21 protein-coding genes are annotated in these 25,268 nt (G+C 71.0%); 9 read left to right on the top strand and 12 right to left on the bottom strand.

All coding sequences use genetic code 11. From position 1 onward, the window contains the following. Positions 1-166: 166 nt before the first annotated feature. The gene (locus MU407_RS06750) at positions 167-838 is read left to right on the top strand and encodes a PD-(D/E)XK nuclease family protein (protein WP_246956343.1); all 672 of its coding nucleotides are present in this window, start codon (positions 167-169) and stop codon (positions 836-838) included. Positions 839-958: 120 nt separating this feature from the next. Here MU407_RS06750 and MU407_RS06755 read toward each other — a convergent pair whose 3' ends face one another. Further along, positions 959-1,942: a phosphotransferase gene (locus tag MU407_RS06755; protein WP_102236484.1), complete on the bottom strand. Its 984-nt coding sequence runs from the start codon at positions 1,940-1,942 to the stop codon at positions 959-961. Positions 1,943-2,210: 268 nt separating this feature from the next. On the opposite strand from MU407_RS06755, the gene nudC reads away from it, so the two are divergent. The 3 genes from nudC (at position 2,211) to MU407_RS06770 (ending at position 6,140) form a co-directional block, all read left to right on the top strand. After that, positions 2,211-3,128 (top strand): NAD(+) diphosphatase, encoded by a 918-nt coding sequence (gene nudC / locus MU407_RS06760; protein ID WP_246956345.1) that lies wholly within the window; start codon positions 2,211-2,213, stop codon positions 3,126-3,128. A 200-nt stretch (positions 3,129-3,328) separates the two neighbouring features. Next, complete coding sequence (locus MU407_RS06765; protein ID WP_246956347.1) at positions 3,329-5,452, top strand: ATP-dependent DNA helicase UvrD2; 2,124 nt, start codon at positions 3,329-3,331, stop codon at positions 5,450-5,452. A gap of 394 nt (positions 5,453-5,846) precedes the next feature. Then, complete coding sequence (locus MU407_RS06770; protein WP_102236481.1) at positions 5,847-6,140, top strand: WhiB family transcriptional regulator; 294 nt, start codon at positions 5,847-5,849, stop codon at positions 6,138-6,140. 302 nt (positions 6,141-6,442) lie between these two features. Here the strand turns inward: MU407_RS06770 and MU407_RS06775 are convergent, their stop codons facing one another. After that, positions 6,443-6,601: a DUF5679 domain-containing protein gene (locus MU407_RS06775; protein ID WP_102236480.1), complete on the bottom strand. Its 159-nt coding sequence runs from the start codon at positions 6,599-6,601 to the stop codon at positions 6,443-6,445. Positions 6,602-7,295: 694 nt separating this feature from the next. Here MU407_RS06775 and MU407_RS06780 point away from each other — a divergent pair. Continuing rightward, the gene (locus tag MU407_RS06780; RefSeq protein ID WP_102236479.1) at positions 7,296-7,892 is read left to right on the top strand and encodes a M48 family metallopeptidase; all 597 of its coding nucleotides are present in this window, start codon (positions 7,296-7,298) and stop codon (positions 7,890-7,892) included. Here MU407_RS06780 and MU407_RS06785 read toward each other — a convergent pair. From MU407_RS06785 to MU407_RS06795, 3 genes are all read right to left on the bottom strand, one after another. Then, positions 7,870-8,376: a hypothetical protein gene (locus MU407_RS06785; RefSeq protein WP_246956349.1), complete on the bottom strand. Its 507-nt coding sequence runs from the start codon at positions 8,374-8,376 to the stop codon at positions 7,870-7,872. The genes MU407_RS06780 and MU407_RS06785 overlap by 23 nt on opposite strands. Before the next feature lie 361 nt (positions 8,377-8,737). Continuing rightward, positions 8,738-9,367, bottom strand: coding sequence for an NUDIX domain-containing protein (locus tag MU407_RS06790; RefSeq protein WP_246956351.1), 630 nt, complete (start codon positions 9,365-9,367; stop codon positions 8,738-8,740). Next, positions 9,351-10,937, bottom strand: a complete 1,587-nt coding sequence (locus tag MU407_RS06795) for a zinc-dependent metalloprotease (protein ID WP_246956353.1) — start codon at positions 10,935-10,937, stop codon at positions 9,351-9,353. The genes MU407_RS06790 and MU407_RS06795 overlap by 17 nt, the downstream gene beginning before the upstream one ends. A gap of 142 nt (positions 10,938-11,079) precedes the next feature. On the opposite strand from MU407_RS06795, the gene MU407_RS06800 reads away from it, so the two are divergent. The 3 genes from MU407_RS06800 to ettA all read left to right on the top strand — a co-directional run bounded on the left by MU407_RS06800 (position 11,080) and on the right by ettA (position 14,942). Continuing rightward, a complete protein-coding gene (locus MU407_RS06800; RefSeq protein ID WP_246956355.1) occupies positions 11,080-12,207 on the top strand; it encodes a PDZ domain-containing protein in 1,128 nt (375 codons plus the stop codon). Then, complete coding sequence (locus MU407_RS06805; protein ID WP_102236474.1) at positions 12,207-12,911, top strand: HAD family phosphatase; 705 nt, start codon at positions 12,207-12,209, stop codon at positions 12,909-12,911. The genes MU407_RS06800 and MU407_RS06805 overlap by 1 nt, the downstream gene beginning before the upstream one ends. A 348-nt stretch (positions 12,912-13,259) precedes the next feature. Beyond that, entirely contained in the window at positions 13,260-14,942 is a 1,683-nt protein-coding gene (gene ettA, locus MU407_RS06810; RefSeq protein WP_102236473.1) for an energy-dependent translational throttle protein EttA, read from the top strand. Between the two features lie 358 nt (positions 14,943-15,300). On the opposite strand, the gene MU407_RS06815 is transcribed toward ettA, so the two are convergent. Together MU407_RS06815 and MU407_RS06820 are read right to left on the bottom strand one after the other, a co-directional pair. After that, the gene (locus MU407_RS06815) at positions 15,301-17,001 is read right to left on the bottom strand and encodes an anti-sigma factor (RefSeq protein ID WP_246956357.1); all 1,701 of its coding nucleotides are present in this window, start codon (positions 16,999-17,001) and stop codon (positions 15,301-15,303) included. Further along, positions 16,998-17,939: an acyl-CoA thioesterase II gene (locus MU407_RS06820; RefSeq protein ID WP_102236471.1), complete on the bottom strand. Its 942-nt coding sequence runs from the start codon at positions 17,937-17,939 to the stop codon at positions 16,998-17,000. Before MU407_RS06820 ends, MU407_RS06815 begins: the two co-directional genes overlap by 4 nt. 32 nt (positions 17,940-17,971) lie before the next feature. Between MU407_RS06820 and MU407_RS06825 the strand changes: the two genes are divergently transcribed. Beyond that, complete coding sequence (locus MU407_RS06825; RefSeq protein WP_348648019.1) at positions 17,972-18,586, top strand: thioesterase family protein; 615 nt, start codon at positions 17,972-17,974, stop codon at positions 18,584-18,586. 12 nt (positions 18,587-18,598) lie between these two features. On the opposite strand, the gene MU407_RS06830 is transcribed toward MU407_RS06825, so the two are convergent. The 5 genes from MU407_RS06830 to MU407_RS06850 all read right to left on the bottom strand — a co-directional run bounded on the left by MU407_RS06830 (position 18,599) and on the right by MU407_RS06850 (position 25,268). Then, the gene (locus tag MU407_RS06830; protein WP_246956359.1) at positions 18,599-19,072 is read right to left on the bottom strand and encodes a globin; all 474 of its coding nucleotides are present in this window, start codon (positions 19,070-19,072) and stop codon (positions 18,599-18,601) included. A gap of 27 nt (positions 19,073-19,099) precedes the next feature. Next, positions 19,100-20,050, bottom strand: coding sequence for a mechanosensitive ion channel family protein (locus tag MU407_RS06835; protein WP_246956362.1), 951 nt, complete (start codon positions 20,048-20,050; stop codon positions 19,100-19,102). A gap of 208 nt (positions 20,051-20,258) precedes the next feature. Then, positions 20,259-22,808, bottom strand: a complete 2,550-nt coding sequence (gene pepN / locus MU407_RS06840) for an aminopeptidase N (RefSeq protein WP_246956363.1) — start codon at positions 22,806-22,808, stop codon at positions 20,259-20,261. A gap of 177 nt (positions 22,809-22,985) precedes the next feature. Beyond that, complete coding sequence (locus tag MU407_RS06845) at positions 22,986-23,639, bottom strand: DUF402 domain-containing protein (RefSeq protein WP_246956366.1); 654 nt, start codon at positions 23,637-23,639, stop codon at positions 22,986-22,988. A 258-nt stretch (positions 23,640-23,897) separates the two neighbouring features. After that, a complete protein-coding gene (locus MU407_RS06850) occupies positions 23,898-25,268 on the bottom strand; it encodes a serine/threonine-protein kinase (RefSeq protein ID WP_246956368.1) in 1,371 nt (456 codons plus the stop codon).

Here is a 25,268-nt window from a genome sequence, read left to right on the forward strand (position 1 = left end):
CCTTGCGACACGGCGGCCCCCACGGAACTCGCCCGAGGGACTGCCGCGGCCGGCGCCGGATGTGTAAAAGAGACGGCCCGCGCGGGCCCGCCCCCGCGCCGCCCAGCTGCTCGAGACCGCGCACAGCAGCGGAGAGGAGCCGCAGGATGAGCAGCTGGCTGAGCTGGTGCGCCGCGCCATCGCGGACCTCGCCCAGCAGGCCGCACCCCCGGCCGTGCACTCCCCGCCGCGACTATCCGCCTCACAGGTGGTGCGCCAGGCCCAGGACCCCGCGGGCGCCGCCCTGGATCTGCTGCGGCCCGTGCCGCGCCGCCCCTCCGCCGCGGCCGCTCGCGGCACCGCCTTCCACGCCTGGCTCGAGGACCGTTTCACCGGCTCCGCGCTGCTGGACCTCGAGGACCTCGCCGAGCTCACCGATATCGAGGATGAGCAGAGTGCCCTCGATGCGGCGAGCCTTCGCGAGACGTTTCAGGCCTCGCCCTGGGCGGCGCGGACCCCCCTGGTGGTGGAGCATCCTGTCCACACCCGGCTCGGGGACGTGACGGTGCGCGGCATCATCGACGCCGTCTTCGCCGACCCCGAGGGGAGCGACGGCAGCGAGGGCGTGATCATCGTGGACTGGAAGACCGGCCGCACCCCCGATGCCCGCAGCCTGCGCGAGCGCTCGCTGCAGCTGTCGATCTACCGCCTGGCCTGGCATGAGGCGACCGGACTGGCGCTGTCGAGAATCCGCACCGCGTTCTTCTTCGTGCCTGATCAGCACACCCATGAAGTGCGCCGCCACCCCTCCCGGCAACGGATCGAGCAGATGCTCACCGGGCAGGTCGCTGGGGGCTGAGAGCGCGATCGGTCTGGGTGGCGGCGGCTCAGGCGTCGTGCGGGGCCGGTTCAGCCGTCCTGGGCGGGGCTGGTTCTGCCTTAGTGCGGGGCCGGTTCAGTCGTCCTGGGCGTTGCCGACTCAGTCGTCCTGGGTGGGGCCGTCGTCGGCGCCGTCGCGGGAGCTGAGCTCGGCGTAGGTGCGCTCGGCCTCTTCCCGGCCCAGCTGCGCCAGATCCGCATCCAGATCCGCGATCATGCCCTGCGCATCGGCGACGATGTCCTCGTCCTCGACCTGCAGACCATGCAGCAGCCACTCGGCCACCGCGAACTCGCCCAGCGCCTGCGCGCGCTCCATCAGCCGCGGATGCGGCTCGATCGGCAGCTCCTCGCGGTAGGCGGCATGCAGCTCATCGAACCGCTCCGGCTCCAGGGTGCTCACCAGCCACGCCAGATCGCTCGCCGGATCCGCCACCTGCGCAGAGGACCAGTCCCGCACCGCGCTGATCCGATGCCCACTGGAGAACAGCGACTCCTCCGAGAGGTCGCCGTGGACGAACTGCGGAGTGAAATCCCACAGCTCCGCATCCTCCAGCAGAGCCTCCCAGCGCTGCGCCACCGCCGCCGGCAGATACCCGCCCTCCCGGACCTGGCGCACCCGCTGGGACTGCTGATCATGCAGCACCTCCGCGGTGAAGGACTCCACTCCGGCTGCCTCCGCCGCGTAGCGCGGCACCGCGTGGATGCGCGCGAGCACCTGCCCGAGCGACCGCGCCAGATCCGAAGAGCGCTGAAGGTCATCCAGCATCAGCGGGGCGCCGACGGGCGACTCGGTCACCGCGCAGCGCCCACCCTCGGCGAGCTTCACGAAACCCAGCACCGGCGGGATCACCGCGCGCAGCGGCGTGCCGGAGAGCGCATCGGCCACCTTCAGATCCCGCTCCAGCCGCACCCCGGCCGCCGTCGTGGACGGCGAGAAGACCATCACCCGGCGGCCATCCTCGCTCACCACCCCGGCCACATCGAGGTCCTCCACAGGGACGGGAACGGGCGTGGTCCGCACCGGCACCAGGCCGGGGACCGCCGCCGCAGCGAGAGCGGCCAAGGAGTAGGAGTTGCGATGCACGGATCCACCGTACCCGGCACACCGGCCCCGCTTCGGGAAGGGCGCGGGGGAGTCCGCGGGCGTGAGGAGAGCCGCGCCGCGCTGCCCTGGCGACCCGCCGTACTACTCCGCCGAGTACACCGATTCGTGGCAGAAACGGCACAGATCGGTGCACTCGGCGGCGCGGGCCTGCGTGTCGCGGCACCGGACGCCGCAGGCGGGAGTCAGGCGGAGCGAGCGCTGAGGTTGGGCGCTGAGGCCGGACGCGAGCGGTGGCTAGGCTCGCAGCATGGCCATTCTTCGCGGCACCCACCTGCGCACACCACTGACCCCGCACACCTCCGATCGCGACGCCCTCGAGCGCGGGAAGGTGGGGATCCTCGACCCTGGTGAGGATGCCCGCTACCTCGTCACCCGGGCCGGTGCGGTCGCGGTGCGGGAGGACGAGCAGGGGACGCTGCGGGTGGAGCTCGAGAGCGAGGACCCGCGCGAGGGCACGATGCAGCCCCTCGTGCTGCTGGGCCGCCGTGACGGGCTGCGGATCCTCGCCGTCGAGCTGCCCGCCCCGTCGGCCGAGCTCGATGACCCCGGGCGCGATCTGCGCGACCTGCGGCGCGTGGCCGAACACCTGGCCGAGGACGATGCGGATCTCGCCGCCGCCGCGACCGCGATGGGCGCCTGGCACCGCTCCACGCGTTGCTGCCCCCTGTGCGGCGGGGCGCTCGAACCCGAGCAGGCCGGTTGGGTGCTGCGCTGCCGCGAGGATGGCACCGAGCAGTTCCCCCGCACCGACCCGGCCGTGATCATGGCCGTGCGCGACGGGCAGGATCGCCTGCTGCTGGCCCGAAACGCCCACTTCCGCGGGGCCTTCCATTCGGTGCTCGCCGGATTCGTGGAACCGGGGGAGAGCCTCGAGAACGCCGTCGAGCGCGAGGTCGCCGAAGAGGTCGGGGTGCAGGTCACGGAGGTTCAGTACGTGGGCAGCCAGCCGTGGCCTTTCCCGCGCTCCCTCATGCTCGGCTACCGTGCCTGGGCCCCGGAGGGCGGGGAGCTGACGTTGCAGGAGGACGAGATCGCCGAAGCCCACTGGTACACACGCGAGGAGCTCGCGGAGGAGCTCGCCGCCGGGACCATCGAGCTGCCGGGCCCGGCCTCGATGGGCCGGGCGCTGATCGACGACTGGTATGGCCGCTCCGCCGACGCGTGAGCGAGGGTGGGGCGGGGACGCGAGCACAGCGGGTCCGGTGACTGGATGGCACGCGGCGCGACGGTACGTGGCGCGATGGCACGGCTCGATCGCACGCGACGCAATGGCACGCGACGCAACGTCCTCCCCATCGGCGGTTCATCCACAATGCCCGGGGTGGCCCGGCGGAGTGTCAGCCCCGCCTGGCAGGATGATCGGTGATGACTGACACCCCCGCTGCTGACACCGCCGCCGCACGTCCGGAGGCGCCGCCTGCGAGCCCCGAGGCACTGCTGGAGGCCCTGGACCCGGAGCAGCGCGAGGTTGCCGCGAGCTTCGGGCAGCCGCTGTGCGTGCTCGCCGGCGCCGGCACCGGCAAAACCCGCGCCATCACCCACCGCATCGCCTACGGAGTGACGACCGGACAGCTGAACCCCCGCCACGTCCTCGCTGTCACGTTCACCGCCAAGGCCGCCGCGGAGATGCGCTCGCGCCTGCGCGACCTCGGAGTGCCCGCCGTGCAGGCCCGCACCTTCCACGCCGCCGCCCTGCGGCAGCTGCGACACTTCTGGCCCCGCGTGGTCGGCGGACGGATGCCCGAGATCATGCCCAGCAAGGTCGCGGGCGTCGGAGCGGCCTGCCGACGCCTGCACCTGGACGTGGACCGCGCGGCCCTGCGGGACATCGTCGCCGAAGTGGAATGGTCACGCGTGTCCATGCTCACCCCCGAGTCCTACCCCGAGATCGCCGAACAGACCCGTCGGCCCGGCGTGGACGGCTTCGATGCTCGCACCATCTCCCGCATCCTCACCCAGTACGAGGAGGTGAAGAAGGAGAACGACGTCATCGACTTCGAGGACGTGCTGTTGCACATGGTCGGGTTCCTCACCGAACGCGCCGACGTGGCCCGCGAGATCCGCGGCCAGTACAAGCACTTCGTCGTCGACGAGTACCAGGACGTCTCCACGTTGCAGCACGCCCTGCTGCGGCTGTGGCTGGGGACGAGCGATGACCTGTGCGTGGTGGGGGATGCTGCCCAGACCATCTACACCTTCGCCGGGGCCCGCGCCTCCTACCTGCTGGATTTCCGCAAGGAGTTCCCCCGCGCGCACACCATCCGGCTCGAGCGCAACTATCGCTCCACCCCGCAGATCGTGCGGATGGCCAATGCGGTGCTCGACGGCGCTCAGGGCCGCACTCGCGAAACTCGCCTGACCCTCACCTCCCAGCGTGCGGCGGGGGAGCCGCCCGTGGTGGAGACCTTCCCCGATGACCCCGCGGAGGCCGACGGAATCGCTGAGCGCATCGGGGAGCTGATCGCCGCGGGCCGTCCTGCCGCGGAGATGGCGATCCTGTTTCGCACCAACAGCCAGTCCGAGGCCTTCGAGCAGGCGCTGACTGCCCGCGGCATCGGCTACCTGGTGCGCGGCGGCGACCGCTTTTTCGAGCGCCAGGAGGTGCGGCGGGCCATGGTGTCTCTGCGCGCCGCCGCACGCGTGGAACAGCTGGACCCCGCTCGCGCCGTCCGCGATGTGCTGGGGCAGCAGGGCTGGTCCGAGACCGCGCCCGAGACCACCGGCTCGGTGCGCGACCGGTGGGAATCGCTGAACGCGCTGGTGGGGCTCGCCGACACGATCATCGCCCGGCCCGGCGCGACGATGAGCGATCTGGTGCGCGAGCTCGAGGAGCGTGCCGAGGCGCAGGCCGCCCCCGTCGTGGACGGCGTCACGCTCGCCTCCATTCACGCGGCCAAGGGCCTCGAATGGCCGGTGGTGTTCGTGGTCGGGGCGAGCGACGGGCTGCTGCCGATCTCCATGGCCACCACCCCCGCCGAGGTCGAGGAGGAGCGGAGGTTGTTCTACGTCGCGCTCACCCGGGCGAAGGACCTGCTGACCGTCTCCTGGGCAGCGGCCCGTACGCCCGGGGCGCGCGGCTCCCGCAAGGCCTCCCGCTTCCTCGAGGGAGTGCTCGAGCACCCCGATGCGCCCCGCACCGCTCGCGCGGCGACGCCTCGCCGCACCGGGCGCCGCAGCGCGACCATGCACACCCACTGCCGGGTGTGCGAGCAGGGGCTCGTCAGCGCCGCCGATCAGCGCCGCGGACGCCACGCAGGCTGTGCTCCCACGGCCGGTGCCGAGCTGCTGCGTGAGCTGCGCAGCTGGCGCCGCAGCACGTCCGCCTCCCGGGGCGTGCCCGCCTACGCGATCCTCACCGACGCCGCGCTCGAGGCCGCGGCTGAACGTGCTCCCCGCAGCCGTGAGGAGCTGCTCGCGATTCCCGGCATCGGCCCGGCGAAGATGGAGCAGTTCGGGGATGAGCTGCTGGAGCTGCTGGGCGGAGGCTGAGACGCGGGGCCGGCGTCGGATGCCCTCGTGAGCGTGGTGGCGCTCTGGTGGCCGGTTGCCCCACGTCGACATCACTGCAGGTCAAAAAATAGTTTCGCGCCCGGGAGAAGGGCGTGTAGGCTCAACGGCGTCAAACGTCCGCAGACGTGACCCGGGGAACCGGGGAGCGCGCACAGAAAGGGGGTGGCCCACATGATCAACATCAGGAATCTCGCCGGAGTGACCGGGCAGCCCCTTGGCGCGCCCTCCCTCCAGCCGCGCGAACGGGGCAAGGCCCCCGCGGTGCCCAGCCTGAGCTGACGAGGATCCCCTCGCTGCCGGCGCGGCACCGCCGCCGCGCCCCCGCCCCGCCCACGGGGCAGTCCCCACCCACGGACCTCGAAGCAGCGAGACGATGACTACTTCTCTGACTACTTTCTCTCTGACCGCACCTGCCGGTGCGGCCGCCCTGCCCTGCCACGACGCCGATGCGGCGGACCTGTTCTTCGCCGAACGGCCTGCGGACCTCGAACGCGCCAAGGAGCTGTGCGCCCGCTGCCCCCTCATGGAGCAGTGCCGCGCCGGTGCCCTCGAGCGCGCCGAGCCCTGGGGCGTGTGGGGCGGCGCCATCTTCGAATCCGGCCAGATCATCGCCGTCAAGCGCGGCCGTGGTCGGCCCCGCAAGCACCCCGTCGCCGACGCCGCCTGAGCCGAGTAGGTGCTGGTGACCGGACCGGTGGGCTGCCGCGCCACGCCGGATTTTGCCTGTCGAGTGCACCGATACGTGGCATTTCTGGCACGTTTCGGTGTACTCGGCGTATCGGGCACGGTGTGTCGGCGTCGACCGGGACCGGGCGAGGCATGGTCGGGCTGTCCGGACCGCGCCGAGCCGCACAGCAGAGCCCCCGGCCACCTCATGGGTGACCGGGGGCTCTCGCGAGCTCGCAGTACGTCGATCAGGCGGTGTTGACTGCCTGTTCTCCTACCGCTCGCGGGCTCGCAGTACGTCGATCAGGCCTTGCCCAAGATGCGGTTGAGCTTGGTGCTGCACTCGGGACACACGGCCTTGGCCATGCGGCGGCCGTTGGAGACGACCACGTTGCCCTCAGCCTCACGCTTCTCGCGGCACTTGACGCAGTAGAACTCTCCGGCGTAGGTCTCGTCGGCCATATCCGCTCCTCATCACGGGGTGAACAGTGTCCTCCCGCACCCGGCGACACTGCGCCGCCCGAGCCGGGACCGATCCACCATAGCGGCGCTCCGCCCGCCGCTACGAATCAGAAGTCCGCTGTGGACAGTGTCACTGCCCATGACCGCGGGACCGGGCAGAGGACACAGTCCGACGGGGAGAGAGCGGCTCGACGAGAAAAGGTACAGCTTGGTGGGACATGACGTTGCCCGGCCGGAGATAAAGCTGCCCGGCGGGAGAGGACGCGGGCCGATGGCTAGGACACCGCCCGACGGGGGCGGCTCGTCGTGCGCTTCGGGATCAAGCAGGCTCGTAGGAGCCGAGGAAGTGCGCACGACGAGCCGACGTCGTAGGCCCCGTGCGCCGCAGGGGGCGGAGGGCCGTGGAACCCCCGGGGCGCTCAGCACCACGCGCACCTTCCCCGTGTGCGTCCTGCTAGTTATCCAGGGGTTCCACGTGGAGGGAAACCTAACCCCTCCCCGCCGAGCGGGTCAAAGCGCGTTCGGGGACGCTCTGTGGACAACTCGGCCCGGACTGTGGATGACGTGTTCACGATGAGGAACGCATTGTGGAGGACGTTGCATCCGGGCCGTCCACAAAGCTCTGACCAGAGGTTTCAGTGTGCACCGTTGTGGACGAAAAAACTTCGTGACCTGTTCGTGGCAGTCTGCCTCCATGCCTGCTCGCACCTCCGAACTCACCGCGCACGACCACGTCACCGGGCCCCGCGGGGAGCGTGTGCTCGTGCGCCGCTCCGCTCGTCGGCGCCGCACCGTCTCCATCGCCCGCAGCGACGGCAACTTGGTCGTGTCCATCCCCGCGTCCATGAGCCGACGGGAGGAACGGCGCTGGGTGGAGCAGATGGTCCAGCAGCTGCGCGACAAGGAGCAGCGCAATGCCCCGCCCCGCCGCTCCGACGCGGATCTGCTCGCGCTCGCGCGAGAGGTCAGCGACACCTACCTCGGCGGCCGGGCGCGCCCCGCATCGGTCACCTGGTCCACGCGGCAGAACCGCCGCTGGGGCTCATGCACCTCCGCTGATGCGACCATCCGCCTGTCCCACCGTCTGCAGGGCATGCCCGACTATGTGGTGCGCGCGGTGATGATGCACGAACTGGTGCACCTGCTGGTCCCCGACCATGGCCCTGAGTTCCGGGCCCTCATGGCGAACTACCCCGATGCCGAGCGGGCGAACGCCTTTCTAGACGGCGTCACCTGGGCCACCCACCAGCCTGGCGGGCCCGGACCGCTCAGCGATGCCGATGAGGCATGAGCCCCGAGAGCCGATGAGGCATGAGCTCTGAGAGGCGCATCACCGCACGCACATAGATCCCGGGCCCGTTGCCTGTGCTCGCGGCGGCGAGCGCGGAGATCTCATCGGCTCTTGTGAGCACAGCATCGGCTCTTGTTAGCACAGCATCCGCTCCGCCCAGACTGGCGGCCCTCAGCACCTCGCGCGCCACCTTCTGCTTCACATCCAGCAGGCTGTGCCCACTGCTGGGCAGCTCGAGGAGATGCCCCCGCGGTGCCAGCGAGACGATCCACTCGGCTATGGTGCGGGGAGTGCGCAGATCCCGTTCCCCGGACAGCGCGATGAGCGGCATCGGTGCCTGCTGCGCCGCTGCCGCGAGGTCATAGGGCTCGCCCGCGAACGCCGGGAAGCGTTCCGCCAACTCCGCAATGGCGACACCGGGGTCGAAGGGCAGCCCGTCGGGCTCCGGGGCGTAGTTCAGCTCGCGGAACGCAATCGTGCCCACGAGGTCGAACTCCATTGCGCGCCCAGTGCCGCACAGAGGCGTACATCATCGAGATGCTGAGCCCGGGGCCGCCGGGAACCGCGAGGATCGGATGAGAGTCAGGGAACGGTCCGGTGCGCGTGTAGGTCAGGGGGAAACGGCTCCCGGCCGCCGTCGGGCGGGGAAGCGTCCGTGCAGCGTGCCGTCGTCGCAGACGCGCCGCCTGCTTCTGCCACTGCTGCCCCCTGAGCTGCACGGGCTTAGCTCTCGGGCGCTCATCCTGGTGTGCTATGGAAGAGTCATAGGTGCGAGTCCCACCTGCCCCACGGCGACTTTCGGATAGAGGCGACGTCGGATGGTTTCCCGACCGGCCTGCCTTCGCTCAGCGCTGTGCATCGACCAGGCGCGCGAGCGCCGCCAGTGTTTCCGGCAGGTCCGCCACAGTGCCCGCGGGCAGGGCCGACAGATCGCGCCCGGCACGGCCGGGCCGCCGCGGCCACGGCACCCAGCGCACCTTGGGCGACTCATCGCTAGCCCGCAACGGCACCGCGCTGGCCGGGGCTGGTGCGCGCAGCAGGTACTGCACATCCCAGTGCGCTCGGCAGCGACCGAAGGCCGCGGAGAGATCATGCTGGTGCAGCATCGCCGGGCCGTCCCCGACGCGCTCCAGCTCCTCAAGCCCCGTCTCCTCGGCGACCTCGCGTCGGGCGGCGAGCTCCAGATCGATCTCCCCGGGCTCGAGATGCCCGCCCGGCTGCACCCAGAACTCGCCCTTGCGGTGCCACACGAGGGCCACCTGCTCACCGGGCGCATCCACGACGATCGCGCTGGCCGTGAGATGCACGGGACCGCCATCGCGGTACAGCGCCCGCGGGGAGCGCTCGAGCAGATCCAGGTACTCCTCCGCCCGCTGCGGCCCGGAGACGGAGCTCGCTGCCGCGGCGAGCTGCGCGCGCACGAGGCCCAGATTCGGGACAGCAGGCTCCGGGGTGCCCTCAGCGTGCGGTGCCATCACCGTCGCCGGACTCATCTGCATCGTCGGCACCGGACCCACCGGCCCCGGACTCATCACTCGCGGGACCTTCAGGATCGGCGATCCCGCCGCGGTCGTTCTCCCGCGGCGCATCCTCCGCGCCGTCCCCGGCCAGCAGCTTCGCGAGCTCCGCGTCGAAGTCCTCGGGGAGGGACACGTCGGCGAGCTCCTCGGCCTCCTGCGCCCCAGCCCCCTCGGCTGGGGCCTGCGGGCGCCCGGAGAGCACCTCGGCGCTCGGCAGCAGATCCGGATGATCCCACTTGGCTTCGCGGCCCTCGGCCCCTTCGGTCGCCAGCACGCTCTCCCACCAGGCCAGGGCCTCCCGCACCCGGCGCGGGCGCAGCTCGATGCCGATCGTGGAGGACAGCATCTGCTCCGCGGGACCGCCGGCGGCGCGGCGGCGCCGCAGCACCTCCCGCATCGCCTCCAGATCCGGCAGCTTCCCGCTGAGCGCCTGCGTGGTCACGTGATCCACCCACGCCTCGATGAGCGCGAGCGTCGTCGCGAGCTCCTCGAGCGCTCGTTCCTGGGAGGCACGGCGGGTGAAGGTGAACATCTCCTCGGGTTTGCGCGCCTGCAGCGCCTGCGGATCCGAGAGATCCATGCCGCGCACCATCTCATCGAGCGCATCCAGATCCAGGGTGATGCCGCGCGCGTAGTCCTCGATCGCTGAGAACAGGGCCTTGCCCAGCCACGGCGCGGCATCGAACAGGGCGGTGTGCGCGATCTCGCGGGCGGCCAGGAAGATCCGCGCCGCCCCCGGGTCCAGGGAATGCGCCGCCATGAGGTCCTCGACGTTCGCGGCCACGAGCGCAGGCTCGCCCTCGCGCCCGAGTGGCAGCCCCAGATCCGTCGTCCCCGCAGTCTCCCGGGCGAGAGCGCCGATCGCGTGACCGAACTGCACCCCGAACATCGTGGCGCCGATGCGCTCCATCATCGCCGCCGGATCCATCCCGGCCATCCCCGGCATGCCCGGCATCCCCGGGATCCCCTCGGCTCCGCCCATCTGCCCCAGCTGCGCGGAGATCGCCTCGCCGATCGCGCCGGCCATGTACATGGCCACTGGCTCCACGATCGGCTTCCAGCGCGGCAGGGTGCGCGCCAGCCACGTCCCGCGGCTGTAGACCTCCAGCTCCGTGGAGGGCACATCGATCGCGAGCACCGGATCCAGCCACAGTCGCGCCACCTGCGCTGCCTGCCGCAGCTGCGCCACCTGTTCGTCGCTCGGCCCCGGGTCGCCGGGGGTGCCGGAGGGATCGGGCGCCCCCGGGATGCCCTCCTGCCCGGCGGCGGTGCGGCGCGCCACATCCTCGGCGAGCTGCCAGTTCACGCCCTCGTTGCCGCCGGTGAACATCTGCTGCATCTGCGCGGCGGCAGCCCGCAGCACCGCGGGATCCTGCGGCAGGTTGGCCTGCTGCGCGAGCGCCGACAGATCCATCCCATCGAGCGCTCCCTCGGGCAGGGCCTGCCCGAACGTCTCCTCGAGGAAGCGCTTCAGGGCCTCCTCGTCCATACCCCCGGGGCCGCCCGGGTTCGGCTGGTCATTCATGGCCACCTCCAGCGTCGCGTTGGTCACCCAGCGTACCCACGGCCTGCTGGATCCAGCCTCCATCCTGCGGTCCGCTTCGCTCTGGGCGCAGCGAGCCCGGGGCGCAGCGGGCTCCGTACACCTGGTGGGGCACAATGGCCGCGTGACCCCTCCTGCTCCCGCGCCCTCGCGCGGCTCCCGTCTGCGCGCCCTCGCCGGTCGCGCGGTCGACGACGCCCAGCTGTTCCGTCCGCGCCTGGCGATCGGCTCGCTGCTGGTGCTGTGCGCCCTGCTGCTGGGCGGGATGCTGATGCCGGTGCCGTATGTGATCGAGAGCCCCGGCCCGGCGATCGACGTGCTCGGCGAGTACGAGGACGAGGAGATTCTCACCATCGAAGGCGTTCAGACCTACCCGACCGATGGCACGCTCATGATGACCACCGTCTCCGTGGACGGCGGCCCCGGGTACACCGTCACCCCTGTCGAGGTGGTGGTCGCCTGGTTCGACCGCTCCCGCATGGTGATGCCGCGCGAGCTGCTGTTCCCCAAGGGGCAGACCCGCGAGGAGACCACGCTGCAGAACACCGTCGCGATGGGCTCCTCCCAGCAGGGAGCGGTCGCCGTCGCGCTCGATGAGCTGGATATCGACTACGAGGACACGGTCCTGGTGGCAGGGGTACAGGAGGGCGCCCCGGCCGATGGGACCCTGCAGGCCGGGGACGTGATCCTCGCCGTGGACGGCACGGAACCGACCGATGTGGCCTCCGCCCAGACGCTCATCGGCGACGTCGCGGGGGAGAAGATCCCGCTGCGGATTCTCCGCGACGGCGAGGAGCTGGACGTTAAGGTCCCCGCCCACGTCGTGGACGGCGCGCGCCAGATGGGCATCCTCCTGGGCCGCGGCCACGACTTCCCCTTCGACGTGAACATCGGTGTCGGCGCGATCGGCGGCCCCAGCGCCGGGATGATGTTCTCCCTGTCGGTGTACGACGAGCTGACCCCGGGGGCGCTCACGGGCGGCCACCGCATCGCCGGGACCGGCACCATCGAGGAGGACGGCGCGGTCGGCGCAATCGGCGGGATCCGCCAGAAGATGGTGGGCGCCCAGGCCTCCGAGGCGGAGTTCTTCCTCGCCCCCGCCGCGAACTGCGAGGAGGTCATCGGCTTTGAACCCGAGGGCCTCGAGGTCGTGGCCGTCTCCACCTTCGACGACGCCCTGCAGGCCACCGAGACCATCGCCGCCACCGGCACGGTGGAGGGCCTGCCCACCTGTGAGGACGTGAGTTCCTGATGAGCAGACGCACCCGACGCACCGCCCCGGCCCCCACCGTCGTGTTCGACTTCGGCGGGGTGCTCTCTGCCGGGCACGACCCGGTGCCGGATCTGCACGAGCTGCTGGGCGGAGATGCGGCGGCGCTTCAGGAGGCGCTGTGGCGCGAGCGCGCCGCCTACGACGCCGGCCAGATCAGCGCCGCCGACTATTGGGGTGCGGTCGCCGCCGCGGTGGGAGTGGAGAACCTCAGCGAGCCGGAGGTCGCCGAACTGCAGGACGCGGACAACCGCTACTTCCTGCGCCTGGACCCGGCTTCGCGTGCCCTCCTGCATGACCTGGCGCGCAACCAGGTGCGCCTGGTGCTGCTGTCCAATGCCTCGCGCGGCTTCGGGGAAGCGGTGCGGCAGGCGGACTGGTTCGAGGCCTTCTCCTTCGCGATCATCTCTGGGGAAGAAGGCATGCTCAAGCCCGATCCGGAGATCTACCGGATCCTGCTCGAAGTGCTCTCCCACGAGACCGGCGGGGTGAGCAACCCCTCCGCCGTGATCTTCTTCGACGACCGCGAGGCGAACGTCGACGCCGCTCGAGAGCTCGGGATCGACGCACACCTGTGGCCCCGCAACGGCGAACAGGGCGAGAGCGAGGGGGCAGCGGACAGCGGCGAGCATGGGGCCAAGATCGCCCGGCGGGTCCTCGCCGAGCGGGGCGTGGCCCTGGACTGACCGTCCCGACGGGGGCCGACGGGACCGGCGCTCGAGCGACGGAGCGCCGACGATCAGGCCACCGATTGATCAGGCCACTGCCGGTCAGGCCATCGCTGCTCAGGCCACCGCCGCGTTCTGTCCGCGCGCTCGTCGCCCCGTAGATGCAGCAGGACAACGCTGGGGCCCGCGAGGCTGCCGTCGGCGGCCCCGGCGAGTGAGCTGATGCACCGCGGGGACGCCGCGGCCCCTCGTCGGGCCGACGCCGGAGTGCACGCGGGGTGATCCCGCCGCTCACCCGGTATCGTTGCCCGGAGGCCCGCCCCCTGCGCGAGGCCGCGAAACGTTTGAACCACCAGGGAGAACACTGTGGCAGAGTTCATCTACACGATGTACAAGGCCCGTAAGGCCGTCGGTGACAAGGTCATCCTCGATGACGTCACCATGAGCTTCTATCCGGGCGCGAAGATCGGCATGGTGGGCCCCAACGGCGCCGGGAAGTCCACCATCCTGAAGATCATGGCGGGCCTGGACCAGCCCTCCAACGGCGAGGCGCGCCTCAGCCCCGGCTACAGCGTGGGCATCCTCCTGCAGGAGCCGCCGCTGGATGAATCCAAGACCGTGCTGGAGAACGTCCAGGAGGGGATGGGGGACCTGTACCGCAAAGTCCAGCGCTTCAACGAGATCGGCGAAGAGATGGGTCAGCCCGATGCTGACTTCGACGCGCTGATGGAGGAGATGGGCAAGCTCCAGACCGAGATCGACGCCGCGAACGGCTGGGACCTCGACTCCCAGCTCGAGCAGGCTATGGACGCGCTGCGCTGTCCGCCCGGCGATGAGCCCGTCACCCATCTCTCCGGTGGTGAGCGCCGCCGCGTGGCCCTGTGCAAGCTGCTGCTGGAGAAGCCGGACCTGCTGCTGCTGGATGAGCCCACCAACCACCTCGACGCCGAATCCGTGCTGTGGCTCGAGCAGCACCTGCAGCAGTACGAGGGCGCCGTCATCGCCGTTACCCACGACCGCTACTTCCTCGACCACGTGGCCGAGTGGATCGCCGAGGTGGACCGCGGGCACCTCTACCCCTACGAGGGCAACTACTCCACCTATCTCGAGACCAAGGAGAAGCGCCTCGAGGTCCAGGGCAAGAAGGACGCCAAGCTCGCCAAGCGCCTCAAGGAGGAGCTGGAGTGGGTGCGCTCCAACGCCAAGGGCCGACAGGCCAAGTCCAAGGCGCGTCTGGCCCGCTACGAGGAGATGGCTGCTGAGGCCGAGCGCACCCGCAAGATCGACTTCGAGGACATTCAGATCCCGCCGGGGCCGCGGCTGGGCAACCAGGTCATCGACGCCAAGAACATCCGCAAGGGCTTCGGCGACCGCGTGCTCATCGACGACCTGTCCTTCTCGCTGCCGCCGAACGGCATCGTCGGCGTCATCGGCCCCAACGGCGTGGGCAAGACCACGCTGTTCAAGACCATCGTGGGCCTCGAGCCGCTGGATGGCGGCGAGTTGACGATCGGCCAGAGCGTGAAGCTCAGCTACGTGGACCAGAACCGCGAGAACATCGACCCGGAGAAGACCCTGTGGGAGGTCGTCTCCGACGGGCTGGACTTCATTCAGGTGGGCAAGGTGGAGATCCCCTCGCGCGCCTATGTCTCCAAGTTCGGCTTCAAGGGTCCGGACCAGCAGAAGAAGGCCGGCGTGCTCTCCGGTGGTGAGCGCAACCGGCTGAACCTGGCCCTGACCCTCAAGCAGGGCGGCAACGTGCTGCTGCTCGATGAGCCCACCAACGACCTGGACGTCGAGACCCTGAGCTCGCTCGAGAACGCACTGCTGGAGTTCCCGGGCTGCGCCGTGGTCGTCACGCACGACCGCTGGTTCCTGGACCGTGTGGCCACGCACATCCTGGCCTACGAGGGCACCGAGGAGAATCCCGCGAACTGGTACTGGTTCGAGGGCAACTTCGAGGCGTACCAGAAGAACAAGGTGGATCGCCTGGGCGAGGAGGCGGCGCGCCCGCACCGCGTCACCTACCGCCGCCTCACCCGCGACTGACGCCGGGCGCGGGGGCGCTGCCGGGCGCGTCTGCGCGGCGCCTGCGTTGGCCCGCCCGCGCGTGCCCGCGTTGGCCCGCCCGCGCGTGCCCGCGTCGGCCCACCCGCAAATGTGAGCTTTGGTGGCATGTTCCTGCCGAACATGCCACCAAAGCTCACATTTACGCACTCAGGGACGCGGGCGGACGCAGGCGGCGAGTGGTGTGCAGGCGAGCATGGCGCGTGGGGCGCGGGGCGCAGGCGGCGAGTGGTGTGCAGGCGAGCATGGGCGCGGGGGCGCAGGCCGCGAGTCGGGTGCAGGCGAGCATGGGTGCGTGGGGTGCGGGCAGCGTGTGCGGGGAGCGCCCTGCGGCGGTGCGTCAGCCTCCGATGGTGTTCAGCGCCGGGTCCAGGCTCGCGACGATGCGCGGGGAGGGGCTGCCGGACTGCTGACCGGGCTTCATCTCGCGGGTGATGAACAGCTTGTCCACCTCCGCCTCGGCGCTGACCTCGATGACGCCATCGGCCCCGACCTCCAGCACCCCGAGGTCCCGATCCACGCCCTCGTGGTGGCCCCACAGCTGCAGGACCTCGCCCTCGTACTCCTGCACGCCCTCGGCGCGCAGCACCACGGTGTCGGCCGTGATCACCGCCAGCCACGTCCCGTTGTCGCTGGCCCCGCGCACGATCTGCGCGCCATCAGCCATGGTGGCCTCGGCCCAGGCGTGGGTGAAGTCCTGCGAGGCATTCAGATCACGCCGCACATCCCACAGCAGCCCTCCCAGTACGAGTGCGGCCACCAGGGCGATCACCGCCACGCTGCGGGAGAGCCAGGGGGCACGGCGGGGCTTCCACCGCTGCTCGCGCTCACGGCGCCGCTGCTGCCGGCGGGTTCGACGGGACCGCGAGGCCTCATCGGCCGGACGGAACGCGAAGGAGGGGGCCGACGCATCCGCGTCAGCGCTCTCACCCGGGTGCATCGGGGCCGGTTCCGCATCCGGCGGCAGGGGTGTCGCGGCGGAGGACGCGGAGGTGCCCGAGCGCATCCCCCCGGCCATGGCGGGCGGCCCCACCATCCGGCGCTGCGTATCGGTGCCGAGCACCGGGGTCGCGTAGTCGCCTCGATAGGCGGTCTCAGGCCCCGGCGCCGGTGCAAGCGGTCCCGTGGGGGCGGGGGTGGTACCCGACGGGGAACCGCCCGGCACGGTGTTGCCCGCGGCACCGGCACCTGTCGGCGCGATCGACCCTGCCGCCCCGGGCGGCGGCCCCACCCCCGGCAGCGGCAGATCGGTCACCTGCGCAGCGCCGCCCGCAGGCGCTGCGCCGAAGCCCTCCAGCACCGGGATCCGCAGATCGTGCGAGGGCGGCACCGCGGTCAGTACGGTCAGGCGCGCCGCGCCCTCGATCGCATGCCGATGCACGATCGCGGTCTCCGCGGTGGCGGTGAGCTCGCGCAGTCGCTGCTGCTCACCCGCATCGGCCAGAGCCAGGGCATCCAGCGCTGCGAGCGCGCGGGTCTCCACATCATCGGTCCCGCCCAGTGACACCAGCCGATCCAGCACCGTGGAGAATAGCACCGCGGCGCGCTGACGCTCCGGGCCGGTCATCGTGAAGCGACCCTGCGCGGCGGATTCCACGATCACGCGCTCGTGCGGCGCGAGATCCAGCAGCACCCGCAGCACCTCCGCCTCCCGACGGTCCCGGGTGCGATCCAGCGGGGACTCCGGGCCCACCAGGGAGCGCACATCACCATCGGCCCGCGCGGTGACCACGGCCCGACGGGCCCGGTCCAGGACAGCCGCCTCCCCGGGCAGGCCGCTCGCAGCCAGGGCCGCGGCATCGCGCAGCACCGAGCGCAGCACGGAGATGGTCGCCTTCTCTGCCTTCGCCGTGGAGCCGGTGACATGCACGGCGAGTCCGTGGATGCGCGGCGCTAGGGTGCCGACGAGGGATGCTGCCGCCTGCTGGTCGCCGAGCGCCGCCCGGCGCAGCAGCGAGCGCACCGGGTCGAGGCGGTCGCTCAGGTCGATCGTGTCCTCGAGGACCGCCGGGATCTCCCCGGTGCCGCGGATCTCGCTCATGCGGGTCCCTGCTGCGGCTTGACCCGGATCATGCCTTCCTGGGTCACGGTCGCCACAAGCGCCCCGGAGCGGTCGAACATATGCCCTTGGGCGAGGCCCCGCCCGCCCGCGGCGGAGGGGGAGCGCTGCACGTACAGCAGCCAGTCATTGGCATCCACGTGCTGGTGCCACCAGATCGCGTGATTCACGGTGGCGAGCCGCAGCCCCGGGGTGATCCAGCTCAGGCCCTGCCGACGCAGGATCGGCTCAAACGGCGTGTAGTCGCTTGCGAAGGCGAGGATCGCATCGTGTGTGAGCGCCGGGGCGTTGACGGGGGCGAGGGTGCGCATCCACACCATCTGTGCATCGGCCATGTCGCTGGCCGGGTCGGGGCGCAGGTAGATCGGGTCGGTGACGTGCCGGATGTCGATGGGGCGCTGCGTAGCCCAGTACTGCGCGACCGGGTGGTCGATGTCGGCGAGGACCTCCGCGGTGGTGGGCAGACCCTCGGGGTCCGGCGCCTCGGGGGCGCGTTCGAAATGCTCGAGCCCCTCCTGCTGCTCCTGGAACGACGCGGTCATCGCGAGGATGGTGCGCTCGTCCCCGCCGTCGCGACCGGGCTGGGTGGCCAGCACGCGGCGTACGGAGAAGGAGCCGCCGTCGCGCAGCGCATCGACCTGGAAGCGGATGGGATGCTCCGGATCGCCGGGCGCCAGGAAATAGGAGTACATCGAGTGGATGCGCCGCCCCTCGGGGACGGTGCGGCCGACGGCGGTGACCGCCTGCCCCATGACCTGGCCACCGAACACGTGCCCGCCGGGCTGGGGGCTGGAGTCCCCGCGGAAGGCGGCGACCGTGGTAGGGGCGGCCAGGTGTTCCTCGAGCGGCACCGGCTCGAGGTTCAGCAGGTCCACGAGGCTGGAGGCCACCTGGGCGGGGTCCGGAGAGCGCGAGGTCATGGGCTCGATCGTAGCGGCCTAGCATGGCAGACATGACTTCAGACTCCACTGCCCCCGCCCCGGATTCCGCTGCGGACGCTGTCACTGAGACCGCCTCGGATGCCGCCCGTCCGGACAGCGCCCCCGCCTCACGGGCCCCGTCGGCCCCCACCGATGCTGACGCGTCCGCGTTCCTGGACATCCCGGTCGATGTGCGCTGGACGGATCTGGACGCCTACGGGCATGTGAACAATGCCGCGATGCTGCGCCTGCTGGAGGAGGCACGGATCGCGGCGTTCTGGCCGGCGCCCGAGGAGCAGGTCGCGCTCGGCGCTCCCACCCCGCGCATCGCCCTGCCCACCTCCGGGGCGGGCTCGACGGTGCATACGGTGATCGCCTCCCAGCGCATCGAATACGCCCGGCAGCTGGGGTACCGACGGGACGGGGTGCTCGTGCGGCTGTGGATCCCGCGGATCGGCGGGGCGAGCCTGGATGTGGACTACCAGGTCATCACGCGCGATGACCCGCAGGCGGCAGCGCCGTATGCGCGCGCCCGCACCGTCGTGGTGCTCGTGGATGCGTCCACCGGTAAGCCCGTGCGGATCGATGAGGACTCCCGGGCGCGTCTGCAGCGGTTCCAGGCCCCGGCGCTCACCTTCCGCGACTGAGCCAGTCCTGCCTCAGTTCAGCCGGTCCGGCACATCCTGTCCGGCCGCGGGTGCGGGGCCGCCGTCGTAGGTGTTCACGAGCGAGTGCGCCGCCCGCTCGAGGTAGTCCCACAGCGTCTGCTCGTGCAGCGGCGGCAGCTCGAGGGAGTCCACCGCGGTGCGCATATGCCGCAGCCACGCATCGCGGGCCGCAGGGGAGACGGGGAAGGGGGCGTGGCGCATGCGCAGCCGCGGGTGGCCGCGCTCAGCGCCGTAGGTCTTGGGGCCGCCCCAGAACTGCATGAGGAACGTGGCCAGGCGATGCTTCGCGCCGCTCAGGTCCTCCTCGGGGTACATGGGGCGCAGCAGCTCATCATCGGCCACTCCCTCGTAGAAGCGGTCCACGAGCGCCGTGAACGTCGCCGCGCCGCCGACGGCTTCGTAGAAGCTGATCTGTTCGCCATCGTCGCTGCGGGGCGGTCCGGCCGGCTGCAGGGGGATCGTCATGGGGTGGGTCCTTCCCGGTGGGGCGCCTCAGGCGCGGTGGGCCTCGACGAAGCGGGGCATGGCGAAGGCGATGTCGCTCGCGGCGAAACCGGCGCGGATGCGGGCGCGCAGCTCGCGCTCCACTCCCCACTGCTCGCCGGGCGGGGTACGGACGGTGACGCGGCGCTGATACCGGTTGCCGTCCACATCGAGGATGCCGCTGAGCTCGGCCGGCGTCAGCTGCAGCTCGCCCCATTCCTCATCGGCGGCAAAGGTGTCCAGGACGTCCTGCACCACGTGGGTGACGGTCGCATCGTCGGCGCCGGCGTCGATGTCCAGCACCACCACTGCCGTGGAGAAGCCGCGCGCATAGTTGCCCACCCGGATAATCTCGCCGTTGCGCACCGTCCACAGCACCCCGTCCAGGCCACGCACCTGCGTGGCGCGAAGGTTCACCGACTCCACCGTGCCCTCGGCGTACTCCAGGTCCACCCAGTCACCGACGGCGACGATGTCCTCGAACAGCATCACCACCCCGGCGATGACGTCCTTGATGATGGTCTGCGCGCCGATGCCAGCCGCGAGCCCCACCACGCCGAGGGAGGCGATCACGGGGGCGACGTTCACCCCGATCTCCGAGAGGATCATCACGGTCGCGACGGCCCACACCACCATGCGCGCGATGTTGCGGGAGACGCTCGAGAGGGTGTCGGCGCGCTGCTCCCGGCGGGCCTGCGCGGCCTTCTGCGAGCGCGGATCGCGGCGGATCACCGAGCCGGTGACCGACGACAGCTTCGAGGAAGAGTCCACCATCGTGGTGAAGAAGCGCCGCAGCAGCCAGGAGACCAGCCAGCTGACCACGGCAGCGACCACGAGGATCACGACGATCTTCAGACCGCGGGTCAACAGCCAGCTCACCGCCTGGTCCGCGAGGGTGAGGGCCTCACCGGGGGACGGGGAGGCCAGCAGCGAGCCGGGGGAGAGAAGCAGATCAGGCATGCTCCGACCCTAACGCCCGCTGCGCCGCAGACGCCGGATGCCCGGGGCGAGGTCCCTCACCCCGGGTATTCCGAGTGCGCAATCTATCTCAGCGTCCGACGGTCACTGCGTCCGACGGGCCCCGTGCCCATCGGCCCCTGCGCACACGCCATGCGGCCCCCTGCGCACACGGCATGGCGCACAGGGGGCCGACGGGGCACGTGGGGCGTCAGGCGATATCGGCGGCGCGCACCCGCTGCTGGCGGGCCACGGTGTCGCGGCCCTCCACGATGATGCGGCGCAGCCCGAAGGGCGCATCCTCATGCTCGGCCAGCCACGCATCGGCCGCATCCAGCACCTGCTGGCCGCCGTAAGCGTGCGGGAAGTAGCCGGCCACCAGACGGGTCGCGATCTCATTGGAGCGGGTGTCCCACACCTTCTGGATCACATCGAAGTAGCGCTGCCGGTAGGGCGCCAGCAGTGACTCATCGGCCACCCGGCGGAAGCCCTGCACCACCGCGGTGATCGACTCGTTGGCCAGCTCGTCCTTCTTGACGGTGCGCTTCCACGCCTTGGCCTTGGCGACCTCGGTGGGCAGCGCCGCCATGGCGGTCAGGGCCTGCTTGCGGCCGGACTGGGTGTCATCGGCCGCGAGCTGCTCGTCGATGCCCGCGGAGTCGATCCCGCCCAGCATCGCCAGGGCGATCACGATCTTCCAGCGCAGATCGGTGTCGATCTCGCGGCCCGGCAGCGTGACCTGCCCGCCCAGCAGCCCCTCCAGGGTGTGGCGGTGCTCCTCGGTGCGGGCCAGACGCGTGAACGTCTCCACCAGCTGCAGCTGCGTATCCGAACCGGCCTCGGCGGCCTGCGCCAGCTCCCACACGGCGTCCGCGGCTTCTGCGGTGCGCACGCCCCGCTGCTCGGGGGCGGCGTAGGGGCCGCTGACGGTCTCCAGCTGCTGGAGCAGGGTCCGCACCACCGAGGAGGAGGTCTCCCCGGACAGGTTCGTCAGCAGCAGCTCTTGGTAGCGGCGGCTGGGGAGCTCGGCATCGCGCACCATGTCCCAGGCGGCCGACCACAGCAGTGTGCGGGCCAGCGGATCCTCGAGCTCGCGCAGATGCTCCATCGCCACGGCCAGAGAATCCTCATCCAGGCGCACCTTCGCGTAGGCGAGGTCGCCGTCGTTGACCAGCCACAGATCGGCCGTCTGCCCGGCGAGCTCGGGGATCTCGGTGCGCTCACCGTCCACGTCGGTCTCCACCGAGGTGGTGCGCACCAGGGCGCCGTCCTGCACGGTGAAGCCGCCGATGCGCAGCCGGTGCGGGCGCAGGGTGCGATGCTCCTCCGGGGCGGTCTGGAGGACCTCGAAGCGCGTGACCGTCCCGTCGGCGTCCTTCTCAATCTCCGGGGTGAGAGTGTTCACGCCGGCCTGCTGCAGCCACAGCTGCGCCCACGTGGTGAGGTCGCGGCCGCTGGTCTTCTCGAGCTCGACCAGCAGATCGGTCAGCTCCGTGTTGCCCCAGGCGTGCTTGGCGAAGTAGGTGCGCACCCCGGCGAAGAACTCCTCGCGGCCCACGTAGGCCACGAGCTGGCGCAGCACCGAGGCGCCCTTGGCGTAGGTGATGCCGTCGAAGTTCGTCTCGACCGCGTCGAAGTCCACCATGTCGGCGACGATCGGGTGGGTGGAGGGCAGCTGGTCCTGCTGGTAGGCCCAGCCCTTCTCCGACAGGGCGAAGGTGGTCCAGGCGTCGGTCCACCGCGTCACCTCGGCGGAGGCGAGCGTGGAGGCGTACTCAGCGAAGGACTCGTTCAGCCACAGGTCATCCCACCAGCGCATGGTCACCAGGTCCCCGAACCACATGTGCGCGAGCTCGTGGAGGATGGTGAGGTCGCGCCGCTCGCGGATTGCGTCGGAGACATCGGAGCGGAACACGTAGGACTCGACGTAGGTGATCGCCCCGGGGTTCTCCATTGCGCCCATGTTGTATTCGGGCACGAACACCTGGTCGTACTTGCGGAACGGGAAGTCCTGGTCGAAGGCCTCTTCGTAGAAGTCGATGCCGGCACCGGTGACGTCGATGACGTTCTGGGCATCCACATGCTCGGCCAGCGACGCGCGCGCGTACACGCCCATCGGGATGGTGCGGCCGTCGCGGGTCTGCCAGGAGCCCTCCCCGCCCTGGTAGTTCCCGGCGATGAGCGCCACCAGGTAGGTGGAGATCCGCTCGGTGGGCTCGAAAGCCCAGGTCGCAGTGTTCTCGCCGGCCGCGGAGGGGTCCGGAGTGGGGGCGTTGGAGATGACCCGCCAGTGGTCGGGGGCGGTGACGGTCAGCTGGTAGGTGGCCTTGAGGTCGGGCTGCTCGAAGCAGGCGAACATGCGCCGAGCGTCGGAGACCTCGAACTGGGTGTACAGGTACACCTCATCGTCCACGGGGTCCACGAAGCGGTGCAGGCCCTCGCCGGTGTTCATGTAGCGGCCGGTGGCGAGGATCCGCAGCGTGTTCTCGCCCTCGACCAGGGCGGGCAGCTTCACGCGGGCCCCGTCGAAGTGGGAGGCGGGATCGGCCAGCAGCTCGCCGTTGAGCTCGATCTCCTGCACGGATTCGCCGATGAAGTCCACGAACGTCTCGGTTGCCTCCGTGGAGGAGAAACGCAGCGTGGTCTCGGTGAGGAAGGTCCGCGGATCCGTGGTCAGGTCCAGGCGGATGGCGTAGGTATCAGTGCTGAGGAAGGAGGCGCGACGGCGCGCCTCGTCCCGGGTGAGGTTCTCGGATGACATGGGCACCATCCTGCCACCCGGCCGCGGGACCCGCAGGCGAACAGGTCCTCGGGTGCGGGGCGTGGCGGGCAGGTGCGTCGCTGCGCGAAGTGATTCCCGATGAAGCAACGGTTCCGACTCACTTTCGAGTCGAAAACGATGCTTTTCGGCATCACGCGCAGCTGTTTGCGGAGCAGGTCAGCGCCGCGTGAGGTCCAGCTCCCAGCTGTAGTGCTCGGGCAGGCGTGGAATCTGCCAGTTCGGGTCGGGGAAGAAGTACTCGTAACCGGCGGCGAAGGGGTAGGTCCACTCGGCGATGTGCTGCTCCGCCTCGCGTCCGGCCTCGCGGATGCCCGCCACTTCCTCGGGGCTGAAGTAGCCGGTGCGCTCGGCGCCTTCCAGCTCGTCCTCGTCCTTGTAGTGCCAGTCGCGGCGCGGCAGCACCACCAGGTCCAGCACCAGGTCACGGGTCCGCACTCCCTCGGAGGTGCGCTCATACGGTGTCTCGAGGTTCACGTAGTAGCAGCCCAGCGACCCGTCGTCCTTGTAGAACAGCCAGATCGAATAGGGCTTGTCCGGCAGGCCGATCATGAGGATGCCGTTGCCGGTCCACAGCTGCTTGGACTGCACCCGACGGGCGGTGAACATGCCCTCATCGCCGGCACGGCGCAGCGCCGCCCCGGATTCGAGGACGGGCAGCAGCACCTCGGTGCCGGGGGCGATCCACACCACCACCCCGCGGTCGTCATCGAGCACGACGGTGCCGGGGCGGACGGTGCGGGTGGGGTGCTGTGGGGTGTAGTAGGTCCAGGTCACCTGGTCGCCGGGCGACCAGCGCGGGGTCGAAGACATGGTGGGGTTCCTGGCCGGCTCGGCCTCCGCGGACGCCCCGTACCGTCCGGCCACCGGGCCGGGGCTGCTCTGCCCGAGAAGGGGTAGGCGTATGGCTCGACCCTACCGCGTCGGCAGATCCATCCGCGGCGGCGCGCCGTCAGCCCAGCCCAGCCCCATCAGCTCAGCGCCAGCCCTATCAGCTCAGCGCCAGCCCTATCAGCTCAGCGCCAGCCCTATCAGCTCGGCGGGAGCCCCGCCACCTCAGCGCCAGCCCCATCAGCCGAGAGCGAGCACCGCGAGCGTCCCCGCCCCCACCAGACACACCGCTGACCCGACCAGCATCACGCTGCCCAGCACCGTGCGGACGGCTCGGCGTCGCGCCACCTCGCGCGGCACGGTCGGATCCGTGGCCGGCCCCAGGGAGCCCGGCTCGAGCGGCAGGAACGGGGAGACGGGGGTGGGGGAGTAGGCGACCGATCCGGCGGCCCCGACGGGGGCGGCCCCGCCGGCTGGGGAGGCCCCACGTGCTGGGGTCTGCTCTGAGGCCGGCGCCGCGGACTGCGGGGTCAGCGGGGTCGTGGCCACCGGGGATGGTGCAGACGCAGAACGCGCAGCGCCCGATGGTGACTGCCCGGGCGCTGAGGTGGAAACTCGCGTGGGATGGCTCTGCGCGGTGATGCGCTCATGCAGACCCGGAGCCGCCGGGGCGATGCTGCCGGGCCCATCGGCCCCCACCTCCGCGGCGGGCACCGAACCCGGCGGCGGCGCGGGAATCCGATCACGCACGACGAAGGGCTCGCCGTCGGCGCGCAGCGACCACGACTCGGACGCCGACGGATCCGCCACCGGCAGCAGATCCCGGGCCTCCGCGGCGCTCGGACGCATGAGCGGATCCGGATCCAGCATCCGCAGCAGCACCCACATGAGCGAACGCGCGGCCGGATCGCTGCTCGCCGCCAGAACGCGGCGCACCCGCAGCGCCGGATCCTGCTGCTCCGCCTCGGGCAGATCCGCCAGCCGCACCGGCTCGAGCGCTTCCAGGGCGCAGGCCGCCGCGGCCCACACATCCTGTGACCCGCCGGAGCCTTCGCCGATCCGTACCTCGGGGGCGATGAAGCCGGGGGTGCCAGCCACCATCCCGGTGTCTGTTAGGCGGATGTCCTGCTCGTGCAGGGCGATTCCGAAATCCGCGAGCAGCAGATGCGGGGCCGTTTCCCCGCTGAGCTGCAGCAGCAGGTTCGCGGGCTTCACATCGCGGTGCACCCAGCCGGCCGCATGCAGGGCCGCGAGGCCATCCAGCAGCTGCCGCAGCAGATGCGCCACGAGTCCGGGGCTGAGCGCCCCCTGCTCCCGGAGCGCATCGGCCACCGTCCCGCCGTGGATCAGTGGCATGACCAGCACGATCGTGTCATCCTCGGCGACCCATGTGTACGGCGGCAGCAGATGCGGATGCGAGCCCAGATCCTGTGCGCCGCCGACGGTCTGCTCGCGCACGAAGCGCAGCACTTCCGCGCCATCGCGCTGGAGCATCACCTTCGCGGCGCACACTGCCTCGTATCGGCGGTCCACGGCGCGCCACAGCGACCCGGAGGCGCCGCGGGCGAGAGGGTCGATCAGTGCGATGCGACCGGCGATGACATCGGCCAT

Source organism: Brachybacterium sp. Marseille-Q7125 (genome assembly GCF_023062615.1).
In the GTDB taxonomy this organism is placed as follows: domain Bacteria; phylum Actinomycetota; class Actinomycetes; order Actinomycetales; family Dermabacteraceae; genus Brachybacterium.